The following is a 22,700-nucleotide window of genomic DNA, read 5'->3' on the forward strand; positions in this document are numbered from 1 at the left end:
TGTTTTTGCGCGCGGTGGTGGATTAACGCGCGTCGGCTTCGCCGTCGAGATCGCGATCGCGCGATCGCATGCCCATCAGCCGCTCGTAGTTGAGCGAGGCATGGAAACCCAGGCCGTTGCCGCCGGCACGCTTGACCTCATACATCGCAGCGTCGGCATTGCGGATGAGCGTCTGTGCATCACGCCCGTCGGTCGGATACAGCGCCACGCCTGCGCTCACGCCCATCGACAGCACATGGCCCTCCACACGGAACGGCGCCTGCAATTGCTCGATCAGGCGTTCGACGGTTTGCGTCACATCGTCGCGTGTGGCGCAGTGCGTGAGGACGGCAACAAATTCATCGCCACCAAGGCGCGCTACCGTGTCCGATGCACGTAGCCCGCTGCGCAACCGCATGCCCGTCGCCTTCAGGACGAGGTCGCCCACGGCGTGGCCATACTCGTCGTTGACAGGCTTGAAGCGATCGAGATCGATGAACACAACGGCAACCTGGCCGCGAGCGCGACGCGCCGTCTGGATGGCGACGAACAGGCGATCGCGAAGCAAACGTGCATTCGGCAAGTCCGTCAGCGGATCATGCAACGCAAGGTGGTGCGCCTGATCCAGCGCCGTGCGCCGCTGCGTCACGTCGAGCAGCGTGCCGCTCACACGCGTGGCCGTGCCGCGTGCATCGCGCTCGGTCACGCGCCCGCGCGCGGCCACCCAGATCCATTGGCCGTGGCGCGCGCGCATGCGCTGCTCGATTTCAAAGCTGTCGACATCGCCGCGCATATGGCGGTAGATGCGTCGCACGCTCAACGCGGCATCTTGCGGATGCACCATGGCGAACCACGCATTCGGGTCGTTGGACAGATCCGTTGGCTCGTAACCGAGCATGTCGGCCGTTCGACGGTTGAACGAAACATGCCGCGCACGCGTGGACCAGTCGAACGTACCCAGCCCCGCGCCGTCCAGCACATAGGCCAATCGCTGCTCCGACGCGCGCAGCGATTCCAGCGCCAGGCGCCGCGCGGTCACGTCCTGCATCTGCACGACGAGATGCGCATTGCCGTCGTCGCGCGCTACCGCCACGTCGGTCTGCACCCACACGGTGGTACCGTCCTGGCGCACCAGGCGCGTTTCCATCGACAGCGCATCGCGCTGCCCGGCGAGCAGCGACTCGACACCATCTCGCGTGCGTTCCGTGTGGTCGGGGTGGCACAGGTCGAACAGATCGCGCGCGCGCAGCGCCTGTGCTTCGTGACCGGTCAGCGTGCACAGCGCACGGTTCACGTCGAGGAAGCGACCCTCCGGCGCGCACAGGCCGATTCCTATCGGCGAATGTTCGATCGCAGCCTTGTACAAGTGGTGGTCCTCAAGCATGGCGATGCTGTTTCGCGAATGCGGCAGTCCCGGGGGGGTGGCTGATGTAGTGGCCATCGCGCCGCCGGGTGCCCCATGACGCAATGGTTGCGTTAGGCGCGCGCGGTGGCGGTTGGCGTGATCCCCGTAACCGGTCTCGTGGTCTGCGCGGCCCAGTTGGCGGCTGGCAATGACAGACCTTGGTGCGTTGCAAGCGCACGAATCGAGGCGGACTATAGAAGCCGCGAGTTAACGGGGCAATCCCTTCCCGCGAGGGGACATGGACCGCGTGCGCGCTTTGGGTCCCCTCGTGCGCGAGATGACGCGAAGGAAACGCGCCCCGCGTCATTCCCGTCTGCGTTTGTCGACGTCGATTGTCGACATCTGTCCGGCGTCGCCAGACATCCGGCAACTGTACACCGGCCCCCTCCGCGAAGCAGCTAGCCGTTCGGTTAGGTCGCGCAAACGGCGCAGTCACGCAACCGTTTGCCTCCCCGGGTGAGGCGCAATCTCCACAGTGTGAATGTCTTAATGTGAAGACAAGCCCCCCGACCTCATCCGGAAGAACGAAATGCGCAAACGGCCTGCTCCGTTACTATTCTTCAATATCGCTTCGGGGGGCGAAGTCAAACACGGCAAGCCGCGGCACATACGCACGCGGTTGTGGGAGGTCGTATGGAATTGAGTTTTGTCGCCCCCGGCACGCAGACGCATCGGTATGCGCTCAAGCTTGCGGGCCTGCCCGAAGGTACCGAGCCCGGCACGGCGCCCGTTGATCCGACCTGGGTGGACGACGCCCTCACCGCCGCCGTGCGCGTATTCGATGCGCACCGCGTGCACTTTGCCGACGCCTACTTCGCCTATCGCGCACGTGAGACGGCGCAGCACACCGGGCGGGCTGGTGGCAGTACCCCACCGCCACGCGTTGCCGGCGATCTCCACGATGACACGCCGCTGCTCGCGGATACGTTTGCGATTGCGCAGTTGGCCGCACTCGTTTCGCTGGAAGCGTCCGGCGTGGCCGATGTGATCGATGTCCATCTGGTGGTCGAGCGCCTGCGCGACGACGGCCCACCCCAACCCGCCGACGGTATCGACGAAGTGACGTTTGTCACGGAAACCGCTGCCGGCCTGCAGAGCGTGGCAAGCCGGTATTAACGCGGCAGGGCCGTTCAGGGCCCGTTGTGCGTGGGTTGCTCCGGCACGATGGTCGGTTGCGGCTCCGTGGGCGCCCCGATGGCGTCGGCATCACGAAACGTCCAGTAGCGGTGCGCCAGAAAGTTGAAGATTGCCGTGATGGCCGAGGCGAACACTTGTGCGATCAGGTAATACAGGCCAATTCCCAGGCCGATCGCCATGATGGTCGCATTGCACCCCAGCGCGAGAAAAGCCACCAGGCCAAACCGCACCATCGCCCCGATGTGCCCGCGTGTGCTGTTGAAGACGGCCTGCCGGCTGATGAAGTAGTTGAGCGTGGCACCGATCACGCTGCCCGCCACCGATGCCCGCCAGGGCGAAACGCCCACCTGCACCAGCCCGAACAGCACCACATAGTGCGCCAGCGTTGCACCGCAGCCGATCACGACATAGCGCGCAAACTGCTCCACCGCTGCCCAGAAATGCTGCCGAGATGCCATGGCCGCGCTCACCCCATCCACTTTGAAACCCGCATTGTGCTCGATCATGGCTGCGGGGCCGCAACTCGCGTGCCACCGCCCCTGCACAATAAGTGCGCTTAAAGTTGTGCAAGATTTGGCCGTATAGAAACGTAGGGCTCCGCGCGGCTGTGGGCTCCCCATTTGCCATGCTCGAACTTCAACCTCTCGACATTCCGCTTGCGATCCCCCTGCCGTGGCCGATGCTCGACGCCGACGGGCAGTTGCTCGTCCCGAAGGGCGACGTCATCCACTCGCCAGAGGAGATCGACCTGCTGTTCACGCTGCACCGGCCGCATCGTCAGTCCGATGGCACACCCGCGCCCGCGCCCGCCTTTGCCAATACGCAGTTCCCAAACACGATGTTCCCCGACATGGGCGACGACCCTGAGGGTGAACGCACGATCGCCATGGAGCTGCTCGGCCTGCGCCCCGGCGGCATGCTGACTGTGCGACTGACTGCGGGCGCCGGCCAGACCAAGGGTGCCGCCCGCGTGATGGGCTACAGCCCGCAGCGCCACCTGCTCATCACCATGCCCACCGACAGCGGCCGCACGGTCATGCCGGTCAAGGACGAACTGGTGGAAGTCCACGCCTTCTCGGGCGAGGGCATTGCCAGCTTCGAATGCACCGTGATGGCGGTGTGCCGCATCCCGTTCGAATACGTCGTGTTGTCGCCGCCGCGGCGGATCAAGAATCGCACGTTGCGCAAATCGCTGCGCGTGCGCGCCAACGTGGTCGGCAAGATGCTGGTCAGCGGCGACCCGCCGCGCATGATCCACATCTCGGACATCAGCACAACGGGCGCGTCGTTCCGCTCCGCGCATCGGCTGGAAGTCAGCGGCGCCCCGGCGCGGATGCGCTTCCGGGTGAAAACGCGCGACTACCACTCCGAACTGGTGGCCGCGGCCCTCGTACGCAGTGAAAAACCGGCCGACCTGCCCAACGTCTATCAATACGGCGTGGAATTCATCGAATTGGTGGCGGCACAAAAAATGCTGCTCCAGTGCTTTATCTACGAACAGTTGCTTTGGGGTGGCCAGCGCATGGTGTAACGTCCAGACAGAACAGATATTCGCGTCGCTTTGATCAGAATTCATTACTGTTAAACGTTAAAAAACCCTGCCGGATTCACACGAAAACATGCCCGCAATCGGCCACTGTGGCCGGTTTTCGGCTTATGATGCCGCAGGTTTGCTTTTGACAAAGCTATACAATTGACGCTACATCAAGCGTACGTATTTTCGTTTTAAAGGCATTTGCAGGACGATCCCCATTTATGATCCGCGCAAGGTCTGCCGCGCCATCGAGTCTGGATCCCATCTCCGGATTGCCGGACCGCGAACGATTCGTCCAACTGCTGGCTGCCATGCCGCAACCCGCACGCCAGGACGCAATCGGCGCCCTGCTGCTGATCGGCTTCGACCATTTTGCCGAGGCGACCAACACGCTCGGGCCGCTGGCGGCGAGAGAGGTCATCGTCGAATGTGCATCGCGGCTTAAAGCGCTGAGCGTGCCCGCTGCGAATGGCATCGCCCCCATCGTCGGGCGCATCGGCCCCGAGACCTTTGCCGTTGCCTGCGCAGATTTCGTCTCGGCACAAGATGTGCACGATCTCGCGCGACAGATTTCTGCGGCGCTCACGCGACCTTTCATCACGCATGGTTATGAGCTGGTCTGCTCGTGCAGCATCGGCATGACGCTTTTCGAGAGCATGCCCTCGGATGCGGCGCGGCTGATTGAACAGGCCGACCGGGCGCTCTACGCTGTTCAGCACGGCGCCGAGCAAAGCCCCGCGCTGTATGCCCCGGCGGCCACGCCGCCACGCACGGGCAACAACAGCGCCCACACCGATGAAAACGATGCCGTCGCCGAGCATCCACGCCTGGCCGCACAACTGCGCCACGCGCTTGCGCGCCGCCAGTTCAGCCTGAACCTGCAGCCACAACTGAGCCTGATCGACGGACGGATCGTCGGTTACGAATTTTTGCTGCGCTGGATTTCACCGGAGCTGGGAGGCGTGGCACCGGCCGATTTTCTGCCGATCCTGGAGCAGACGGGCGACATTCGCGAGGTGGGCCGCTGGGTGCTCGACAACGCCGCGCAGATGTTGGCCGGCCTGCTGCGCGAAGAATCCGAGCGCGCGGAGCGCAACAGCCGGCATCAGCCCGGCGTGCATGCAGCCGTCAATTTGTCCGTTGCGCAGCTGCTCGATCCGCAATTGAGCGACGTCGTTCGCGACATTGCCGCCCGCCACGCAGTGCCGACCACACGCCTCGTCTTCGAGATATCGGAACACACGCTGCGCCGTGCCAGCGACGCGGCGCAGAAAGCCGTGCAAGCCCTGCACGCCTGCGGCGCACGCGTGGCAGTGGAAGACTTTGGTGCCACCGCGCACAGCCTCGATTGCCTCGCAACGTTCCGCCCCGACCAGGTCAAGCTTGATCAGGCGGTCGTCAACGCAGTGACCAACGCGAGCGATCACGCGGTGCTGCAACGCCTGGTGACGGCCGCGCATGGTGCGGGCGTGCCCGTCACCGCCACACGCGTGGAAACTGCCGCGCAACTCCACGCACTGCGCGCATGCCGGTGCGACGTGATCCAGGGCTACTTGCTCTCGCAACCCTTCCCTGCCCGCTGGATCGACGACACACAAGGCGTGATTGCCGAGCGCGCACGCGATCTGATGCCGTAAAAGAAAACGCCCTCCCGCCTGCAAGGCGAAAGGGCATTCGTACTTGCGCGTGTACCGCTTATGTGCGCTCGACGCGGAAGACCGCCACCGCGCTGCGCAGCGCCTCAGCCTGTTCTTCCAACGATTCCGCCGCAGCCGCTGCCTGTTCAACCAGCGCTGCATTCTGCTGCGTCACCTGATCCATCTGCGTGACGGCTTGGTTGACCTGTTCAATGCCGCTGCTCTGCTCTTCCGACGCAGCGCTGATCTCGCCCATGATGTCGGTCACGCGGCGCACGGCCACCACCACCTCGTCGATCACCGTGCCAGCTTCGGCCACCAGCGTCGAACCGTTCTGCACGCGGCCCACCGAATCGCCAATCAGCGCCTTGATCTCCTTGGCCGCCGTGGCACTGCGCTGCGCGAGGCTGCGCACCTCACCGGCAACGACGGCAAAGCCGCGGCCCTGCTCGCCGGCACGTGCGGCTTCCACGGCGGCATTCAACGCGAGAATGTTGGTCTGGAACGCAATGCCCTCGATCACGCCGATGATGTCGGCGATCTTGCGGCTGCTTTCGTTGATGCCCGCCATCGTGTCCACCACGCGGCCCACGACTTCCCCGCCCTTGACGGCAATGTCCGACGCGTTGACGGCCAGCGTGCTCGCCTGACGCGCGTTGTCGGCGTTCTGCTTCACGATGCTGGTCAACTCTTCCATGCTCGACGCCGTTTCTTCCAGCGACGAGGCCTGTTGCTCGGTACGCTGCGACAGGTCGGCATTGCCAGCGGCGATCTGCTTGGTGGCGCTGGCGATCGAATCCGAGCCCGTGCGCACCTGCCCGATGATCTGCTGCAGGCTCGTTTGCATGGACGACACTGCGTGCATGAGGCGTGCGGTTTCGTCGCGGCGGCCCGCGGCGGTCTGGCCTTCCATCCGCGTGGCGAGGTCGCCCGAGGCCATGCGCTCGAACACCTGGATGGCGCGTTCCAGCGGCCGCACCACCGTGCGGCTGAGCACGCCGCGCGCCACCACAGACAGCACCAGCGCGGCGGCCAGCAAGCCGCCCGAAATCCAGATGCTCATCGCGTAGCGCGATTGGGAATGGTCAAAGCGTTGCTGGCCGTACTTGAAGCGCGCGCCGACCAGCGGCCCGAGCGCCGAATCGTAATCGACGAACAGCTTCGGCACCAGGTTCGTATTCAGTTCGCGGTACGTAGTGAGGTCGCTGCGCTCCAGCGCGGCAATGGCCGGCTCCAGCGCGGTCTTGACGAACTTGGTGCGTGCGGCGTCGGCGGCTTGCAGTTGGGCACGGTCCGCCTCGGCAATCGGCAGCTTCATGAACTGGGCCCAGGCGTCGTTGGCCGAGTTGACCATGGTGTGCGCATCGGCCAGCAGCTTCTTGAGTTCTTCGGGCGAAGAGACCGAATCGAAATTGGTCAGGTGGATGCGCGCCCACAGCAGGTTGATGGTGTCTTTGGCCAGCAGATCCAAGCCCTTGGCATCTTCCAGATACACCGCGCGCAAATCGTCATTGGTCGCCCGGCCGGCCGTGATGCCCGCGAAGCCCACCACGGCAATCATGATTGCAAATACCGCGACCAGGAACGTCAGCCGCGTGCGAATGCTCGTATCCATCCACTTCCACATATGTTTTCCCCTGCATGGTTGGGCCGTGTGGCGCCGAGATCCTGTTCCCGCGCCCCTCTTCGGGCACCCTGTTCACTCCCAAAGGTGCTAACGGCAGGGGGCGGCAGAAATAGAGGGCATCACCCCGAATGACCGGAATGCGCCGCAAGTGATATGCAAGCCGGCAAAAAAGATGCGGCCAACGCACCCTACGTGCGCGGGGTGGCACTAAAATGCGGGTTGCGCCACCGCCCTGGTGGCAATCACGCGAACATCGTGCGGGATACCGCACGGCTCACAAGGGGATCGAGATGAAGAAACTGATCGCACTGCTGGCCCTGGGCTGCGCCGTCTTGGCTGGCTGCAACACGATGGCGGGCATGGGCAAGGACATCCAGACGGGTGGCCAGAAGCTGGAAAACGCTGCTGACAACACCAAGCAGAAGATGTAATGAAGCGAAGGCCTGGGGCTGCCCCTTGCCTGAGTTGAAAAACGCCGCACTTCGCGGCGTTTTTTCTTTTGGCGCCGCTACAGCAGTTCTTCGGGCGTGAACGGCGCCAGCATCTGAATCCAGGTCCGGCGGCCCAGGCCGACTTCGGGCTCGTGATCGACCACAACCTCCTTGCCGTCCTGGTGGGTGGTCCAGCGCAGGTGGCCATCGGCCTTGGTCACCCGGTATGTACTGTCGCGCACCGAGTCGTCAAACAGCTTGGCCACCGCTTCCGACAGCACCGGGCTGCGGATGATCAAGCCCGTTTCCGTATTCAATCCGATGGAGCGCGGGTCGATGTTCATCGAGCCGACAAACAGCGTGCTGCGATCCACCACGATCGATTTCACATGCAAGCTCGCCTGCGACGAGCGGAACGTGCCGATCATCTTGGGGCGATCGCCCAGCGTCGGGCGCAGCTCGTACAGTTCAACACCGTTGTCGATGAGCGCGCCACGATATCTCGCATAGCCCACGTGCACGATGGGCGCGTCGGTCGCCGCCAGCGAATTGGTCAGCACACACAGGCGCACGCCGCGATCCTGCAACCGCTTGGCCACCTCTACGCCGCGCTTGCCGGGCACGAAATACGGCGAGATCAGCACCACCTCGCGCTTGGCCTCGTCAACCAGATGCAGAAGCGTCTGGGCGAGGCGCTCGCCGCCGGGCTCGACGTCATCACCCGACACCTTGGCCGGACGATCGACGATCACCTGCGCGGGCGCCCACTCCAGGCGCAGGCGGCCACGAGCAATCTGGTCGGCGAGGAACCAGTCGCGCGGCGCAGGCTTGAGCGGCAAGGGCTGCTCCGGCACCGGGCTGGCGAGATCGGTCTGATTGCGGCGCTGTTCAAGCTGCGAGATCGTCTTGCCCGGAGCCGCCTTGCCGGAACCGGAGCCCATGTCGACCGGCCGGGTCGGCACATCGATATGCTGCGGCGGCCCTTCCGGGCGGTGCGGCATCGCCACGGGCGGTGGGTAGTTACCGTCCTTCGGTTCGGGCGGATGCGCCGTGCTCGGCTCGGGCGCCAACGCCTGCACCGGATAGGCAAATTCGCTGTTCCAGTACGCATCGAACGCCGACGACAACTGCCGCACCGCCGGCCCGGCGGCCAGCACATCCAGATCGACGAAGTTGGTGGTCGGGTTCTGGGTGAAATACTCGGCGCCCAGATTGCGCCCGCCTGTCACGGCCAGTGCGTTGTCGGCAATGAAGGCCTTGTTGTGCATGCGCCGATTGACGCGGCGGAACTCAGCCGCACCGCTGAGGTACCGCGTGACGTTCGACATCCGCCCACCCGGAAACGGGTTGAACAGCCGTATGTCGATGTTCTTATGCGACGAAAACTTGAGAAATGCGAGATCGCGTCCGTCGCTGTGCAGATCGTCGACCAGCATGCGCACGCGCACGCCGCGGTCGGCAGCGGCCAGCACATGGCGCATCAGTTCGCGCACGCTGTTGTCGCTGGCAATGATGAAGTACTGCAAGTCCAGCGTGCGCTCGGCCCGGTCGGCCAGTGTGAGCAACGTGGCATAGGCTTCTTCCCCCGACGGGATCAGCCGGAAGCCGGACACATCGGCCGACGGCGCGTTCGTCTGCGCCAGGCGCCCCAGCGAGGTGGCCGATTCGGCATTGGGCAGCGCCGTCGTCACGGGTCGGTCGACATGCTCGGGCAGGCTTGCGCAGCTTGTCAGCAGTACGATGGCCAGCCAGGCAAGCCCAGCGCGCAGATACGCGGTCGGGAGGTTCCTCGGGTGCCCTTGCATGTTCGATGTCGTGTTGGGTGCGGCGGGTCGACAGGACGTCTACTCCACACCAGCATGCGGCGTGCCTGAGCAGACCGCACGGTCAGACTACGCGAGATGTCCGCCGGGGCAGTATCCGTGTTTGTCCGACGCCACCTCAGGCGTGTCAAAATGGCCAACGGTGTGCTGTTTCCCCCCCACCGCTTCCGATGCTGACCAACACCACGGCATTTGCCGCCTTCCTCTTTCTTGTGCACTGCGTGGGCGTCCTCGCGGCCATACATGCCGTGCTGACCGTGCGCACCTCGCAGGGCGCCATCGCGTGGGCCATTTCGCTGGTCACGCTGCCGGAGTTCACGCTGATCCCGTATCTGATCTTCGGGCGCAGCACATTTGCCGGCTACGTGGATGCGCGCCGCTTTCACAACGCGCGCCTGCGCGAAATCACCCTGTCCGACGACTGGCGCGGCCTGCGCGACCATGAATCGAGCGTGGTCGCGCCGCGGCACGCCTGCATGCAGGCCTTGCCGCGCCTGACCGGCACGCCGTGCCTGGCGCGCAACCGCGTCCGTCTGCTCGTCAATGGCGCGGAAACCTTCGATGCCATTTTTGCGGCCATTGCGCAGGCGCGGCGCGTGCTGATCGTGCAGTTCTTCATCGTGCATGACGACACGCTTGGACGCCGCCTGGCCGAACTGCTGCTGGACCGTGCGCGGGCGGGGGTGCGTGTGTACTTTCTCTTCGACAGCATCGGCTGCCACGCGCTGCCACGCCGCTATGTGCAGCGGCTGATTGAAGGCGGCGTGCTGGCCAAGCCGTTCTCCACCCACGCCGGGTTCGTCAACCGCTTCCAGCTCAATTTCCGCAATCACCGCAAGCTCGTGGTGGTAGACGGCGACCGCGCTTACGTGGGCGGCCACAACGTCGGCAACGAATACATGGGCGAAAAGCCGCCGCTTGCACCGTGGCGCGACACGCATATCGAGATCGTCGGTGCAGCCGTGATGGACTTGCAGCTCACCTTTGCCGAAGACTGGTACTGGGCCGCCCATGAAGTGCCGCAGCTGATCGTGCCCGAACTGCGGCCTGAAGAAGACATGGTCTGCCAGGTTGTCGCCAGCGGCCCGGCGGACAAGCAGGAAACCTGCTCGCTGTTCTTCATGGAGGCCATTCAGTCGGCGCGCAAGCGGCTGTGGATCACGTCGCCGTACTTCATTCCCGACGAAGCGGTGTTTGCCGCGCTGCGCCTGGCCGTGCTGCGTGGTGTGGATGTGCGCATCCTGATCCCGTCGCGGCCGGACCATCACATGGTGTTCCTCGCATCAACGCTGTATGCGTATCAGGCGATCCGCGCCGGCGTGAAGATCTATCGCTACCTGCCTGGCTTCCTGCACCAGAAGGTGGTGCTGATCGACGACGAGGCCGCCGCCGTGGGCAGCGCCAACCTCGACAACCGTTCGTTCCGCCTGAACTTCGAGCTGATGATCATGACCGCCGACCCGCGCTTCGCCCACGACGTCGCCCAGATGCTCGAAGCCGATTTTGCCGAAGCCGCCCGTGTTGGCCGTGATGAATACGAACATGCACACCCAATGCGCCGCGTGATCATGCACGTCGCCAAGCTGTTCGCCCCCATCTTGTAACCACGCTTCGAATTCGCCCGCAAGAAGCGGAGCGCATCCGGACGTCGCCACCCCTACCCTGACACGAACGTTTTCAGGAGTGTGCGATGTCTGCCCCACGTGTCCCCGCTGTCGACCATCTGCCGCCCGGCTTCAATCGGCTGGCGGGTTCCAACCTGGCTGCGCAGTCGGCCGAACAAATTGCGCTGGCCGCCATGCCAATGGTTGCGGTGCTCACCCTGCATGCCGACGCCAGCACAGCGAGCTGGCTGCAAGTGGCCCTGACGCTGCCCTTCGTGCTGTTTGCCATTCCCATCGGCATGCTGGCGGACCGTTGGCCCAAACGGGTATTGATGGCCGGCGCAGAGGCAGTGCGCGCGGTGGCGTTGCTTGTTGTGGCGGGTCTGCTGGTGGCAGGGCGTTTGAACCTCGCTGCGCTGGGCGTGCTTGGCTTTGTTGCGGTATGCGGCACGGTGGTGTTCAGTGTGGCGGCGCCTGCATTGGTGCCGTCGCTCGTGCCGGCAGCGATGCTCGCGCGTGCAAACGGGCGCATCGAGTTGGCGCGCACGATTGCATTTGCGTGCGGACCGGCCATCGGCGGCGCGTTGATCGGCTGGACGGGCGCGATGGCGGCATTTGCATTGGCAGCTGCGTTGTCGGCCATGGCGGCGGCACTGCTGGCCGGCATGGCAGCTCCGGAGCCCGAGGCACGGCACGCAGTGCATCCGCTGCAGGACATCGCCGAAGGCGCGCGCTTCGTGTTTCAACATCCGCTGCTGCGGCCGGTGTTCCTCACGCAGTTCGTCTTCACGACGGCCATCTTCATGGTGTTCGCCATCTTCGTGCCGTATGCGGCTCGGCAGTTGGGGCTGTCTGCGCAGGCCATCGGACTGACGCTCGGCATGTACGGCGCGGGCATGGTGGTCGGCGCGCTGCTGGCCGCACGGATTCTCGCGCGTTGGCGCTTCGGCCATGTGGTCGCGACCGGCCCCGTGTGCGGGCTGGCGGGAGGCGTGCTGCTGGCGGCCACGCTTTGGCAACCGTGGCCGGCGCTGGCACAAACAGGCTTCTTTCTACTGGGTTGCGGGCCGATTCTGTGGGTGGTGAGCACGACCACGCTGCGGCAGACGGTGACGCCGCCCGCGTTGCTGGCGCGCGTATCCGCAGTGAACGTGATGTCGTATGGCGCTCGGCCGGTCGGCGCCGCCATGGCCGCTTGGCTCGCGGCGCAGGCCGGCGTGGGGGCCTGCCTGTTGGTGGCGGTGGCAGGCTTTGCATTGCAATTGCTGTGCATTCTGCTCTCACCGGCGGTACGGCTGGCGCATCAGCCGGGTGCCGATGATGCGTCAGCCGGACTCGAACCTGCCTGAGTCGCGTCACCACCCCGGGCACCGCGCTGCACATCACGCCACGCACGCGGCGTCATGCCGAAGTGGGTGATGAACCAGCGCGTAAACGATGCCTGCCGCGTATAGCCGAGCAACGCAGCCACCCGCCCGATCCGGTAGCTCGGATTCGCCATGTAGCGGACGGCAAGGTTGTGCCGCACCTCCTCCACCAAATCAGAGAACGTCATGCCGGCTGATTCCAACTGGCGCTGCAGCGTACGCACGCTCAGGTGGAGGTGATCCGCCACCTGCTCGACCGAGGCACGCTCCAGCGGCAGCAGCAGGTAGATCGCGCGCCGCACGTCCTGCACCACCGCCTCCTGCGCCGATACATTGAGCGGCTCGGCAAGGCTTTCCGCATAGCGCACGAGTGCCGGGTCGGCGGCGGGGTTGGGCGTTTCCAGATCGGCAGCCGCACAGACGATGCCGTTGAAGTCGCTGCCGAACACGACGGGGCAGCCGAACACGCGCCTGTGCAGGCTGACGTCACTGGGGGCGGCATGTGTGAAGTGGATGCTGCGCGGCTTCCAGTGCACCCCCAGCAGCGCGCTGCACGTCCGGGCCAGCACGCCGACGGCCAGCTCGTTGGCCTGCCGCAACGGCACCGGCGTCTCGGTGATGACCTCTTCGCGAATCACCACCATGTCGCCGTCGGATTCCAAGTAGATCGCCAGTGCCTCGTTCAGCAGATGGCGGTACTGGATGATGGCCTGCAGCGCCTCGCGCAGCGTGCGCTTGTGCGCCAGCAGCAGCCCGAGCACGCCGAAATCCAGCTCCTGGCGCGCCTCGGCCATCTGCAGGCCGAGCGTGGGGCACGGGGCACTGGCGGCGGTGATCTCCATCAACTGGCACGTCGCCACGACCGACACAGGCTGCTCCGGATCGGCCAGTTTGGCCGGGTCGAGCCCCGCCTGCCGCAGCGCTTCCTGCGGGTTGAAACCGAGCCGTCGCACGACCTGGAAGTAGCCGTTGAGCGACCGGGCACGCACCATCGTTTCCATAGGTTTCAGGGGGGCTTCGAACCGTCTTGGTGTTTACGCGGAATGGCGCACAAAGAGAAAAAATTGGCGCCAATTGAGAAATTCGAAGTTACCGCTTCCCTATAGTGAAGTCCAGCCGAGACATCCCCTACAGGAGCCCCCAACATGCAATTCCTTGATGATTCGCTGCACCCGGAAAACCAGGACAAAGTCGTCATTACCGTTGCGCCGTATGGCCCGGAATGGATGCCGGAAGATTTTCCCGAAGACATTCCGGTCACGATGGAAGAACAGGTGCAGAAGGCCGTGGATTGCTACAACGCCGGCGCCACGGTGCTGCACCTGCACGTGCGTGAGCTGGACGGCAAGGGCTCCAAGCGGCTGTCGAAATTCAACGAGCTGATTGCCGGCGTGCGTGCGGCGGTGCCCGACATGATCATCCAGGTGGGCGGCTCGATTTCGTTTGCCCCGGAAGACGAAGGGCAAGCCGCCAAGTGGCTGTCGGACGACACGCGTCACATGCTGGCCGACCTGACCCCGACGCCCGACCAGGTGACGGTGGCAGTCAACACCACGCAGATGAACATCATGGAGTTGCTGTATCCGGCGTATCTGGAAGGCACGTCGCTGGCCAATCCCGCGCTGGCCGCAGCCTATGCGGAAATGACCGTCCCTGCCGGCCCGGCCTGGCTGGAGGAGCACCTGCGCCGCCTGCAAGCCTCCGGCGTGCAGCCGCACTTCCAGTTGACCGGCATCCACGCACTGGAAACGCTGGAGCGCCTGGTGCGCAAGGGGGTCTACCTGGGCCCGCTCAACCTGACTTGGATCGGCATTGGCGGCGGCTTTGACGGCCCCAACCCGTTCAACTTCTTCAACTTCATCCACCGCGCGCCGGATGGCTGCACGCTGACGGCCGAGTCGCTGCTCAAGAACGTGCTGCCCTTCAACATGATGGCCATGGCAATGGGCCTGCACCCGCGCTGCGGGATTGAAGACACCATCATCGACCAGCACGGCAACCGCATGACGTCCGTACAGCAGATCCAGCAGTGCGTACGCGTGGCGCATGAGTTGGGCCGTGAGATTGCCAGCGGCAAGGAAGCCCGCGCCATCTACCGCATCGGCGTGCACTATGACAGCGTGGAAGAAACGCTGGCAAAGAACGGCATGTCCCCCAACCGTGCCCCGAACGTGAAGAACCTGCCGCTGCGCGCGGCCTAAACTAGAAGCCGCAGTATCACCGGGCCCACACGGGTGGCGCTCAACGCAAGCGCCGCCACTCGGAGACAACCATGAATCTGCATGCCGCCGACCCGCGCGCAGACCACGACGACTACCTCGTCAGCCGCCCCCAGGCGTGGTTTGCGTTTGCAATGACCTTTGCACTGATGCTGTTCGATTACATCGACCGGCAAGTCATCGTGTCGCTGTTCCCGCATCTGAAGACAGCCTGGGCGCTGTCTGACAAGCAACTTGGCGCGCTCGTCTCGGTCATCTCGATCGTGGTGGCGGTGGGCGGCTTGCCCGTGGCGCTGCTGGCCGACCGCTTCAGCCGCGTCAAAAGCATCGTCGTGATGGCCACTGTATGGAGCCTGGCAACGATCTCCTGCATGTTCACGCGCAATTACGGGCAGCTTTTCACCGCGCGTGCCATCGTGGGCGTGGGTGAAACCGGCTACGGTTCGGTCGGCGCGGCGCTCATAGCCAGCCTGTTCCCCAAGCGCCTGCGCGCTACGTTGATGGGCGCCTTCTTCGCCGCGGCATCCGTCGGATCGGTGCTGGGGGTGTTGCTCGGCGGCGTGATTGCAGCGCGCTGGGGCTGGCAGGCGGCATTTGGCGTGGTAGGCGTACCTGGTCTGCTGCTGGCGCTGCTCTATGTGTTGGTGCCGGACTACAAGACGGTGGCGATGGCACCTGGCAGCACACCAATGCGGCAGCCCGCGGGCACGCTCCTGCAACGCGTGGCGGGCGCGCTCACCAGCTCACGCACGCTGTGGTGGACATGCCTGGGCGCAGCCTTCCAGCTGATCGTCGTGTCCACCATCTGGTCGTGGCTGCCGAGTTACCTGAATCGCTATCACGGGACACCGCCGGACCGTGCCGCCATGCAAGCCGCACTGGTGGTGCTGTGCGGTGCGCTGGGCGCCTTCGTGTGGGGTGTGGTGGCCGATGTGGTTGCAGCGCGCCGCCAGCGCAACCGGCTGATTGCGGTAGCGGTGCTGGCCGTGATCACGCTGCTCGTGTTCATGACAGCCTTCGGTGCCACCATGCCGGCCAACCAGCAGTTCCTCTTGATCGCCTTCGGCGGCTTCTTGATGACGTGCACGGTAGCGCCGGCATCAAGCGTGGTGTTCGACGTGGTCCACCCCGGCGTGCGCTCAACAGGAGCTGCGGTGCTCTCCCTGTTCCAGAACCTGTTCGGCTTGGCCATCGGGCCGTTTGTGGGCGGCGCCGTGTCCGATGCGTGGGGCCTGCAGACCGCCCTCGCAGTGATGCCGATCTTCGGCGTGGTTGCTGCAGGCTGCTTCCTGCTGGCCGCACGCAGCTACGAAGCTGAACTCAAGCGCGTGGCCAACGTGTCGATCGACGCAGCGCCCACCGCCGCACCAGCCGCCGTGGCTTCCGCATGACGGCCTGACTCCGCTAACCGCGCGCCGCCGCACAAGGCATCTCACCCCTCTCCCGCCTTGACCGCGTCTCGCCAGGCGAGCCGCGCAGGCGGCGCGCACCCCAAACATTTGAAAAGAACCCAGGAGATGCCCATGGCAACCGCAGTCCGCTTTCATGAAACCGGCGGCCCCGAGGTCTTGCGTTGCGAGACCGTCGAAGTCGGCCAACCCGGCCCGGGGCAGGTCCGTCTGCGCCACGAAGCCGTCGGGCTGAACTTTGCCGACACCTACTTCCGCTCGGGGCTCTACCCTGTGCCGCGCCCGGCCGGCATGGGCGTTGAAGCAGCAGGCATCGTTGAAGCGGTAGGCGATGGTGTGGCCAATGTCGCCGTGGGTGACCGCGTGACCTATACCGGCTTCATCAACACGCTGGGCGCGTACAGCACCGAGCGCCTGATTCCGGCCGCACCGCTCATCAAGCTGCCCGCCGCCATCGCCTGCGAAACCGCGGCCGCCATGACCATGCGCGGCCTGACGTCAGCCTACTTGCTGCGCCGCATCTACGCGTTTGCCAAGGGCGACACGATCTTGCTGCATGCGGCCGCGGGCGGCGTGGGGCTGATCGTCTCGCAATGGGCCAAGCTGCTCGGGCTGACGGTGATCGGCACGGTATCGAGCGAAACGAAGGCGGACATCGCCCGCGCACATGGCTGCGACCACGTCATCAACTACGCGCACGAAGACGTTGCAAAACGCGTGCGTGAGCTGACCGGCGGCGTGGGTGTGAACGTGGTGTTCGACAGCGTGGGCAAGGCCACCTTCGAGGCCTCATTGGACTCACTCAAGCGACGCGGTCTGATGGTGTGCGTGGGCACGGCGTCGGGCCCCATCCCGCCGTTCAACCCGCAACTGCTGGCGATGAAGGGCTCGCTCTACCTGACCCGTCCGGCCCTGGCGGATTACATCGCCGATCCGGCCGAGAAAGCCGAGCTTGCCGGCGAGCTGTTCGACCACGTCGCCGCCGGTCGCATCAAGATCGAAATCAACCAGCGCTACGCATTGCAAGACGCGGTGCAGGCCCACCGCGATATGGAAGCACGCAAGACGACGGGATCGTCCGTCTTCGTCATCTGAGGGGCCGTCATGCGTATCGAACAACTGACCAACGCCCTGGGCGCCGAGCTGACCGGCGTACAACTGCGCGACGCCGTCGAAGACGATGGCCTGTTTGGCGAAATCCGCACAGCGCTGCTCAAGCACCGCGTGATCTTCCTGCGCGACCAGGACTTGAGCCGTGCGCAGCACGTTGCGTTCGCTCGCCGCTTTGGCAATCTGGAAGACCACCCGGTAGCCGGCAGCGACCCGGACCACCCCGGCCTCGTGCGCATCTACAAGACGCCCGAGCACCCGAATGACCGCTACGAAAACTGCTGGCACGCCGACACCACCTGGCGCGAGGCCCCGCAGTTCGGCGCCGTACTGCGTTGCGTGGAATGCCCGCCCGTGGGCGGCGACACCATGTGGGCCAACATGGTGCTGGCGTACGAGAACCTGCCCGAAGACGTCAAGCGCGACATTGCCGGCCTGCGCGCGCGCCACAGCATCGAAGCCAGCTTTGGGGCCGTCATGCCGATCGAAAAGCGCCTCGCGCTCAAGGCGCAGTACCCCGATCCGGAACACCCCGTGGTGCGCAGGCACCCCGAGACTGACGAAAAGGTGCTGTACGTGAACGGCTTCACGACGCACTTCACCAACTACCACACACCCGCGCGCGTGCGCTTCGGACAGGACGCCACCGGCGGCGCGTCGGAGCTGCTGCGCTACCTCATCAGCCAGGCCTACATTCCCGAATACCAGGTGCGCTGGCGCTGGAAGCCGAACAGCGTTGCCATCTGGGATAACACGGCCACGCAGCACTACGCAGTCATGGATTACGCACCGTGCCATCGCAAGATGGAACGTGCCGGCATCATCGGCGGCAAGCCGTTCTAACGATCGTCGGGACACATCGGACCCGTCGGCGATAACACCAAGAGGAGACCCTGCAACATGAAGACGATGCACATCGCCCCCGTGGCCCTGCTGGCCTGTGCCGGCGCGGCCTGCGCGCAATCCGGCGTCACGCTGTACGGCGTGGTGGATACCAACATCGAATACGCGACCAACCTGCCGGGCGCCACGCCGGGCAGTTCGGGCAACCGCGTGGCCATGCAAAGCGGCGGCCTGTCGGGCTCGCGCTGGGGCCTGCGCGGCGTGGAGGATCTTGGCGGCGGACTGAGCGCGCTGTTCGTGCTCGAAAGCGGCTTTGCAAGCGATACGGGCCAATCGCAGCAAGGCGGCCGGCTGTTCGGGCGCCAGGCCTATGTCGGGCTCAAGAGCAGCACGATCGGGCAGTTCACCTTCGGCCGCCAGTACACGACGCTGTTCCAGTTGCTGGCCAACTTCGAGCCGATGGCGTATTCCACGCAGTACGAACCGGCCGCAGTGCAAACCGGCGTCAATTTCCGCTCGGACAACACCGCCATGTACACGGGCAACTTCGGCCCGGTGACTGCGCAGGCACACTGGTCGTTCGGCACCGGCGCCCCGAGCGCCAACCCGGCAGGCGGCGGCAATGGTGAAGTGCCGGGCCAGGCCCGACGCGACAGCGGCTATGGTGCGGGGGTGGCGTATTCGGCGGGGCCGCTGGGCGCCACCCTGGCGTATGACCAGTACAACCCCAGCACCCCGCTGGGCGGCGGCGCGTTCAGCTCCGGCACCGTGCGCAAGGCAGCGCTGGCCGGCAGCTATCTGATGGGCGATGTGCTCAAGATCATGGGCGGCTACCGCTGGGGGCAGAACAAGAACGCCAACGGCAGCGTGGCGCTGCGCGACGATTACTACTGGGCCGGCGTGAACTATCAGGCAACGAATGCGCTGATGCTCTCGCTCGAATACTCGTACCAGAAGATCAAGACCATCAACAGCGCCCCGTCCACACAGGCCAACCCGTGGCAGGTCGCGTTCATTGCCGACTACACCCTTTCCAAGCGCACCGATCTGTATCTGAGCACGGCCTATGCGCGCAATGCGGGTTTGGCGATGGACCAGGCCACGGTGGACCTCAACGCCACCGGCTACGGCCTGGGTGCCGGCAAGACCAGCATGCTGGGCGCGGCGGTTGGCATCCGCCACAAATTCTGAGCGGCCCTCACCACGGGAGGCGGCTTCTGCCGTCTCCCCGGTCGGCATTCGAGGAGGGCGACCTCCTCGTTTTTTCTTCATGGCGCTTCATCATGACGTTGTCCAAAACCGCTTCCACCATCCTCATGGTGCCCGGCCTGCGCGACCACGTGGCCGAGCACTGGCAGACGTTGCTCGAAGCCAAACTCCGGGCAGGCGGCCACAAGGCTGCTTCCGTCCCGCCGCTGGAGGTCGACAGGCTGAGCTGCGCGGCACGGGTAGCGGCTTTGGACAGGGCCATCAGCGCCATCGATGGGCCGGTGATCCTGGTGGCGCATAGCGCAGGCGTGATGATCACCGTGCATTGGGCCAGACGACACGCGCGCAAGATCCACGGCGCCCTGTTAGCAACCCCGGCCGATCTCGACGCGCAGTTGCCTTCGGGCTACCCCACGCAGGAGGTGCTGCAGAAAAACGGCTGGCTGCCCTGCCCGCGCCGGCCGCTGCCGTTTCCGAGCATCGTCGCGGCCAGCCGGAACGATCCGCTGGCATCGTTCGAACGCGTAGCCGGCATGGCCGCCGACTGGGGCAGCCGTCTGGTCGATCTGGGCGTTGTCGGCCACTTGAACCCCGCTGCCGGCTTCGGCCCGTGGCCCATGGCGGAAGCCCTGATCCATGAACTCGATTGACCGGCCCATGGAGGCCAGTCCGGCCGGCGCGATCCGTCGGCACGCCAGGCTCACGGTCGATGTCTACTTCGACTTCATCTGTCCGTGGTGCTGGATCGGTACGCGCCATCTGGCAAGCGCGCTGCGCACGTTCGCGATGCTGTATCCGGAGGTGAAGACCCAGGTGCGGTGGCGCCCGTATCCGCTGCTGCCGGACACCCCGCAGGAAGGGTTGGCCTACCAGGCGTTCTATCTCAGCCGCCTCGGCAGTCCCACTGCCGTGTCGATGCGGCGCGCGCAGGTGCAGCGCGCCGGGCAAGCCGTCGGCATCGACTTCGATTTCGCACGCATCAGCGTCCTGCCCAATACCCAGCGTGCGCACAGCGTGGTCCGGAACTATCGCCGGCTCGATGCAGGCGGACAGCCGGCTCAACTTATCGAGCGCATCTTCAACGCCTATTTTGTGGAAGGCGCCGACATCGGTGACGAAGACGTGCTGCAGCGTCTGGAGGCCGAGCCCAACCTCGCCCAGGCGACGGTGCCCAACGCGTGCCCACCCGGCGTCTGCAAGCCCGTCGGTCGCGGCGTGACCGTTTCGGGGGTGCCGCATTTCATCTTCAACTCGGACGTGACGATTTCCGGCGCACATCCGGCAAGTACGCTGGTGCGCGCGATGCAGAACGCGCTATCGCTATCGCCATCGCCATCCCAATGAACATCATGGCTCGCAATGTCACCGTGGCATCGGCCAACGAACTGGGCGCCGGCCAACGCAAGCTCGTCTTCGTCGACGGCCGCAGCATCGTTCTGTTCAACGTCGAAGGCCGGTTGCATGCCGTCGACAACAGTTGCCCGCACAACGGCGCATCACTGGCCGGCGGGCGCCTGGACGGCAACGTATTGCAGTGTCCGGCGCACGGCCTGCGCTTCGATCTGGCCACCGGATGCATGCCCGGCCCCGGCGGCCTGTGCCTGAAGACCTACGCCGTTCAGGAAGCCAACGGCCATGTCGTCATCCAGTTCGAAGACGCAGCCTGAATCGCCACGCCCCATACGAACCTGCCTACCGAACAAGGCCCTCCAGACCATGCATGCGAACCTCATCACCCCGACACCTTCGGCCTACACGTACCCGCTGCTCGTCAAGCAATTGCTGACCAACGCGCAATGCCTCTACGGCGAGCAGGAAATCACCTATCGCGGTGCGCTGCGCTACAGCTATCGCACGTTTCGAGAGCGCATCGGCCGGCTCGCCTCGGCACTGAGCACACTGGCGGTTCAACACGGCTCGACCGTGGCCGTCATGGACTGGGACAGCCACCGCTACCTCGAGTGCTATTTCGCCGTGCCGATGATGGGCGCAACGCTGTTCACCGTGAACGTGCGACTCTCAGCCCAGCAGATTCTCTACACGCTCAACGATGCGCAGGCCGAAGTCGTGCTCGTACACGCCGACTTCGTGCCGCTGCTGGAAGAGATCTGGGCCAACCTGACGCGCGTGCGCCACGTTGTGGTGCTGGCCGACAACGCCCCCATGCCGCACACCGCGCTGCCGGTGAGCGGCGAATACGAGGCGCTGCTCGCCCGTGCCTCGCCCGATTTTGCGTTTACCGACTTCGATGAACGCACGCGGGCCGCAACGTTCTACACGACCGGCACCACGGGGGACCCCAAGGGCGTGAGCTACAGCCACCGCGACATCGTGCTGCACACCATGGCGACGGCCACCACGCTGTGCGCACCCCGCGATGGCCAGCGCCTGCACCGCGAAGATGTCTACATGCCGATCACGCCGATGTTCCACGTCCTGGCCTGGGGCATGCCGTACATCGCGGTCATGCTGGGCCTGAAGGTCGTCCTGCCGGGACGCTATGCGGCAGACCTCCTCCTCAAGCTGCATGACTCGGAAAGGGTGACCTTCTCGCACTGCGTGCCGACGCTGCTGCAGATGCTGCTGCAGGCGGCGGAAGGCGGTATGCACGACCTGTCCGGATGGAAGGTCCTCATTGGCGGTTCGGCGCTGTCTCCGGCACTCTGCGAGGCAGCGCTTGCACGGGGCATTGACGTGTTTGCCGGCTACGGCATGTCCGAAACCGGCCCCGTGGTTGCAATCGCGCAATTGCCGCCAGACCGCAAGCCCGCAGACCGGCAGGAAGAGATCCGCATGCGCTGCGCCACGGGGCGCCCGGTGCCGCTGGCCGAACTACGCATCGTCGACGAGCATCTGCGCGATGTGCCACACGACGGCAAGCACCCGGGCGAGATCGTGTTGCGCACGCCGTACCTCACGCAGGGCTATTTCAACAAGCCGAAAGCGTCGGAAGCGCTGTGGGCCGGCGGCTACCTGCACACGCAGGACGTTGCCGTCATGACGCCCGACGGTTTTGTACAGATCGTCGACCGCATCAAGGACTTGATCAAGACCGGCGGCGAGTGGGTGTCATCCATTGAAGTGGAAAGCCTGATTGCCCAGGTGCCGGGTGTGCAGGAGAGCGCCGTCATCGGTGTGCGCGACGCCAAATGGGGAGAGCGCCCGATGGCGTTTGTCGTCGGCAAGCCGGGCGCGCGGCTGAAGGCAGAAACCATCCGTGACAGCCTGCTGACGCACGCCGAGGCCAAACGCATCAGCAAATATGCCGTGCCGGAACTGGACCGTATCGCCTTCGTGGCGGAGATCCCGAAGACGAGCGTCGGCAAGGTCAACAAGAAGGCCCTGCGCGAGACCGCGGCGTAAGCC

At 65.0% G+C, this 22,700-nt stretch carries 20 protein-coding genes; 15 read left to right on the top strand and 5 right to left on the bottom strand.

Features of this window, described 5'->3' with window-relative positions; translation table 11 throughout:
- Positions 1-22 precede the first annotated feature (22 nt).
- Entirely contained in the window at positions 23-1,363 is a 1,341-nt protein-coding gene (locus tag R2N16_RS07830) for a diguanylate cyclase domain-containing protein (RefSeq protein ID WP_316665067.1), read from the bottom strand.
- A 654-nt stretch (positions 1,364-2,017) separates the two neighbouring features.
- Here R2N16_RS07830 and R2N16_RS07835 point away from each other — a divergent pair.
- Positions 2,018-2,500 carry a hypothetical protein gene (locus tag R2N16_RS07835; RefSeq protein ID WP_316665068.1) on the top strand — a complete coding sequence of 161 codons (483 nt, stop codon included), beginning with the start codon at positions 2,018-2,020 and terminating at the stop codon, positions 2,498-2,500.
- Between the two features lie 14 nt (positions 2,501-2,514).
- On the opposite strand, the gene R2N16_RS07840 is transcribed toward R2N16_RS07835, so the two are convergent.
- Positions 2,515-2,979 carry a GtrA family protein gene (locus R2N16_RS07840; RefSeq protein ID WP_316665069.1) on the bottom strand — a complete coding sequence of 155 codons (465 nt, stop codon included), beginning with the start codon at positions 2,977-2,979 and terminating at the stop codon, positions 2,515-2,517.
- A gap of 167 nt (positions 2,980-3,146) precedes the next feature.
- On the opposite strand from R2N16_RS07840, the gene R2N16_RS07845 reads away from it, so the two are divergent.
- Both R2N16_RS07845 and R2N16_RS07850 read left to right on the top strand, forming a co-directional pair.
- Positions 3,147-4,052: a flagellar brake protein gene (locus R2N16_RS07845; RefSeq protein WP_316665071.1), complete on the top strand. Its 906-nt coding sequence runs from the start codon at positions 3,147-3,149 to the stop codon at positions 4,050-4,052.
- 224 nt (positions 4,053-4,276) lie between these two features.
- Positions 4,277-5,692, top strand: a complete 1,416-nt coding sequence (locus R2N16_RS07850) for a bifunctional diguanylate cyclase/phosphodiesterase (RefSeq protein ID WP_316665072.1) — start codon at positions 4,277-4,279, stop codon at positions 5,690-5,692.
- A 58-nt stretch (positions 5,693-5,750) separates the two neighbouring features.
- On the opposite strand, the gene R2N16_RS07855 is transcribed toward R2N16_RS07850, so the two are convergent.
- Entirely contained in the window at positions 5,751-7,319 is a 1,569-nt protein-coding gene (locus tag R2N16_RS07855; protein WP_316665074.1) for a methyl-accepting chemotaxis protein, read from the bottom strand.
- Positions 7,320-7,609: 290 nt separating this feature from the next.
- Between R2N16_RS07855 and R2N16_RS07860 the strand changes: the two genes are divergently transcribed.
- On the top strand, positions 7,610-7,750 hold the full coding sequence (locus R2N16_RS07860) for an entericidin A/B family lipoprotein (RefSeq protein ID WP_009240575.1): 141 nt from the start codon (positions 7,610-7,612) through the stop codon (positions 7,748-7,750).
- A 77-nt stretch (positions 7,751-7,827) separates the two neighbouring features.
- Here R2N16_RS07860 and R2N16_RS07865 read toward each other — a convergent pair whose 3' ends face one another.
- A complete protein-coding gene (locus R2N16_RS07865; protein ID WP_316665075.1) occupies positions 7,828-9,555 on the bottom strand; it encodes a phospholipase D family protein in 1,728 nt (575 codons plus the stop codon).
- 188 nt (positions 9,556-9,743) lie between these two features.
- Here R2N16_RS07865 and cls point away from each other — a divergent pair, with 188 nt between their 5' ends.
- Together cls and R2N16_RS07875 are read left to right on the top strand one after the other, a co-directional pair.
- Positions 9,744-11,177, top strand: coding sequence for a cardiolipin synthase (gene cls / locus R2N16_RS07870; RefSeq protein WP_316665076.1), 1,434 nt, complete (start codon positions 9,744-9,746; stop codon positions 11,175-11,177).
- Positions 11,178-11,263: 86 nt separating this feature from the next.
- The gene (locus tag R2N16_RS07875) at positions 11,264-12,526 is read left to right on the top strand and encodes an MFS transporter (RefSeq protein WP_316665077.1); all 1,263 of its coding nucleotides are present in this window, start codon (positions 11,264-11,266) and stop codon (positions 12,524-12,526) included.
- Here R2N16_RS07875 and R2N16_RS07880 read toward each other — a convergent pair.
- Positions 12,481-13,545 carry an AraC family transcriptional regulator gene (locus R2N16_RS07880; RefSeq protein ID WP_316665078.1) on the bottom strand — a complete coding sequence of 355 codons (1,065 nt, stop codon included), beginning with the start codon at positions 13,543-13,545 and terminating at the stop codon, positions 12,481-12,483. The two genes, R2N16_RS07875 and R2N16_RS07880, sit on opposite strands and share 46 nt — an antisense overlap.
- Before the next feature lie 144 nt (positions 13,546-13,689).
- Between R2N16_RS07880 and R2N16_RS07885 the strand changes: the two genes are divergently transcribed.
- The 9 genes from R2N16_RS07885 (at position 13,690) to R2N16_RS07925 (ending at position 22,697) form a co-directional block, all read left to right on the top strand.
- A complete protein-coding gene (locus R2N16_RS07885) occupies positions 13,690-14,745 on the top strand; it encodes a beta-keto acid cleavage family enzyme (RefSeq protein WP_316665079.1) in 1,056 nt (351 codons plus the stop codon).
- A 71-nt stretch (positions 14,746-14,816) separates the two neighbouring features.
- Positions 14,817-16,154 (top strand): MFS transporter, encoded by a 1,338-nt coding sequence (locus R2N16_RS07890; RefSeq protein WP_316665080.1) that lies wholly within the window; start codon positions 14,817-14,819, stop codon positions 16,152-16,154.
- Between the two features lie 132 nt (positions 16,155-16,286).
- Positions 16,287-17,267: a quinone oxidoreductase family protein gene (locus R2N16_RS07895; protein ID WP_316665081.1), complete on the top strand. Its 981-nt coding sequence runs from the start codon at positions 16,287-16,289 to the stop codon at positions 17,265-17,267.
- 9 nt (positions 17,268-17,276) lie between these two features.
- Positions 17,277-18,125 (top strand): TauD/TfdA dioxygenase family protein, encoded by an 849-nt coding sequence (locus tag R2N16_RS07900; protein ID WP_316665083.1) that lies wholly within the window; start codon positions 17,277-17,279, stop codon positions 18,123-18,125.
- A 57-nt stretch (positions 18,126-18,182) separates the two neighbouring features.
- Complete coding sequence (locus R2N16_RS07905) at positions 18,183-19,316, top strand: porin (protein WP_316665085.1); 1,134 nt, start codon at positions 18,183-18,185, stop codon at positions 19,314-19,316.
- A gap of 92 nt (positions 19,317-19,408) precedes the next feature.
- Positions 19,409-19,984 carry an RBBP9/YdeN family alpha/beta hydrolase gene (locus R2N16_RS07910; protein ID WP_316665086.1) on the top strand — a complete coding sequence of 192 codons (576 nt, stop codon included), beginning with the start codon at positions 19,409-19,411 and terminating at the stop codon, positions 19,982-19,984.
- The gene (locus R2N16_RS07915) at positions 19,971-20,678 is read left to right on the top strand and encodes a DsbA family oxidoreductase (RefSeq protein ID WP_316665087.1); all 708 of its coding nucleotides are present in this window, start codon (positions 19,971-19,973) and stop codon (positions 20,676-20,678) included. The genes R2N16_RS07910 and R2N16_RS07915 overlap by 14 nt, the downstream gene beginning before the upstream one ends.
- Positions 20,675-21,001: a Rieske (2Fe-2S) protein gene (locus R2N16_RS07920; RefSeq protein WP_316665089.1), complete on the top strand. Its 327-nt coding sequence runs from the start codon at positions 20,675-20,677 to the stop codon at positions 20,999-21,001. The genes R2N16_RS07915 and R2N16_RS07920 overlap by 4 nt, the downstream gene beginning before the upstream one ends.
- A 49-nt stretch (positions 21,002-21,050) precedes the next feature.
- Positions 21,051-22,697, top strand: coding sequence for a fatty acid--CoA ligase (locus R2N16_RS07925; RefSeq protein WP_316665090.1), 1,647 nt, complete (start codon positions 21,051-21,053; stop codon positions 22,695-22,697).
- Positions 22,698-22,700 lie beyond the last annotated feature (3 nt).

It is taken from the genome of Ralstonia psammae (genome assembly GCF_958405935.1).
GTDB classification, from domain to species: Bacteria; Pseudomonadota; Gammaproteobacteria; order Burkholderiales; family Burkholderiaceae; genus Ralstonia; species Ralstonia psammae.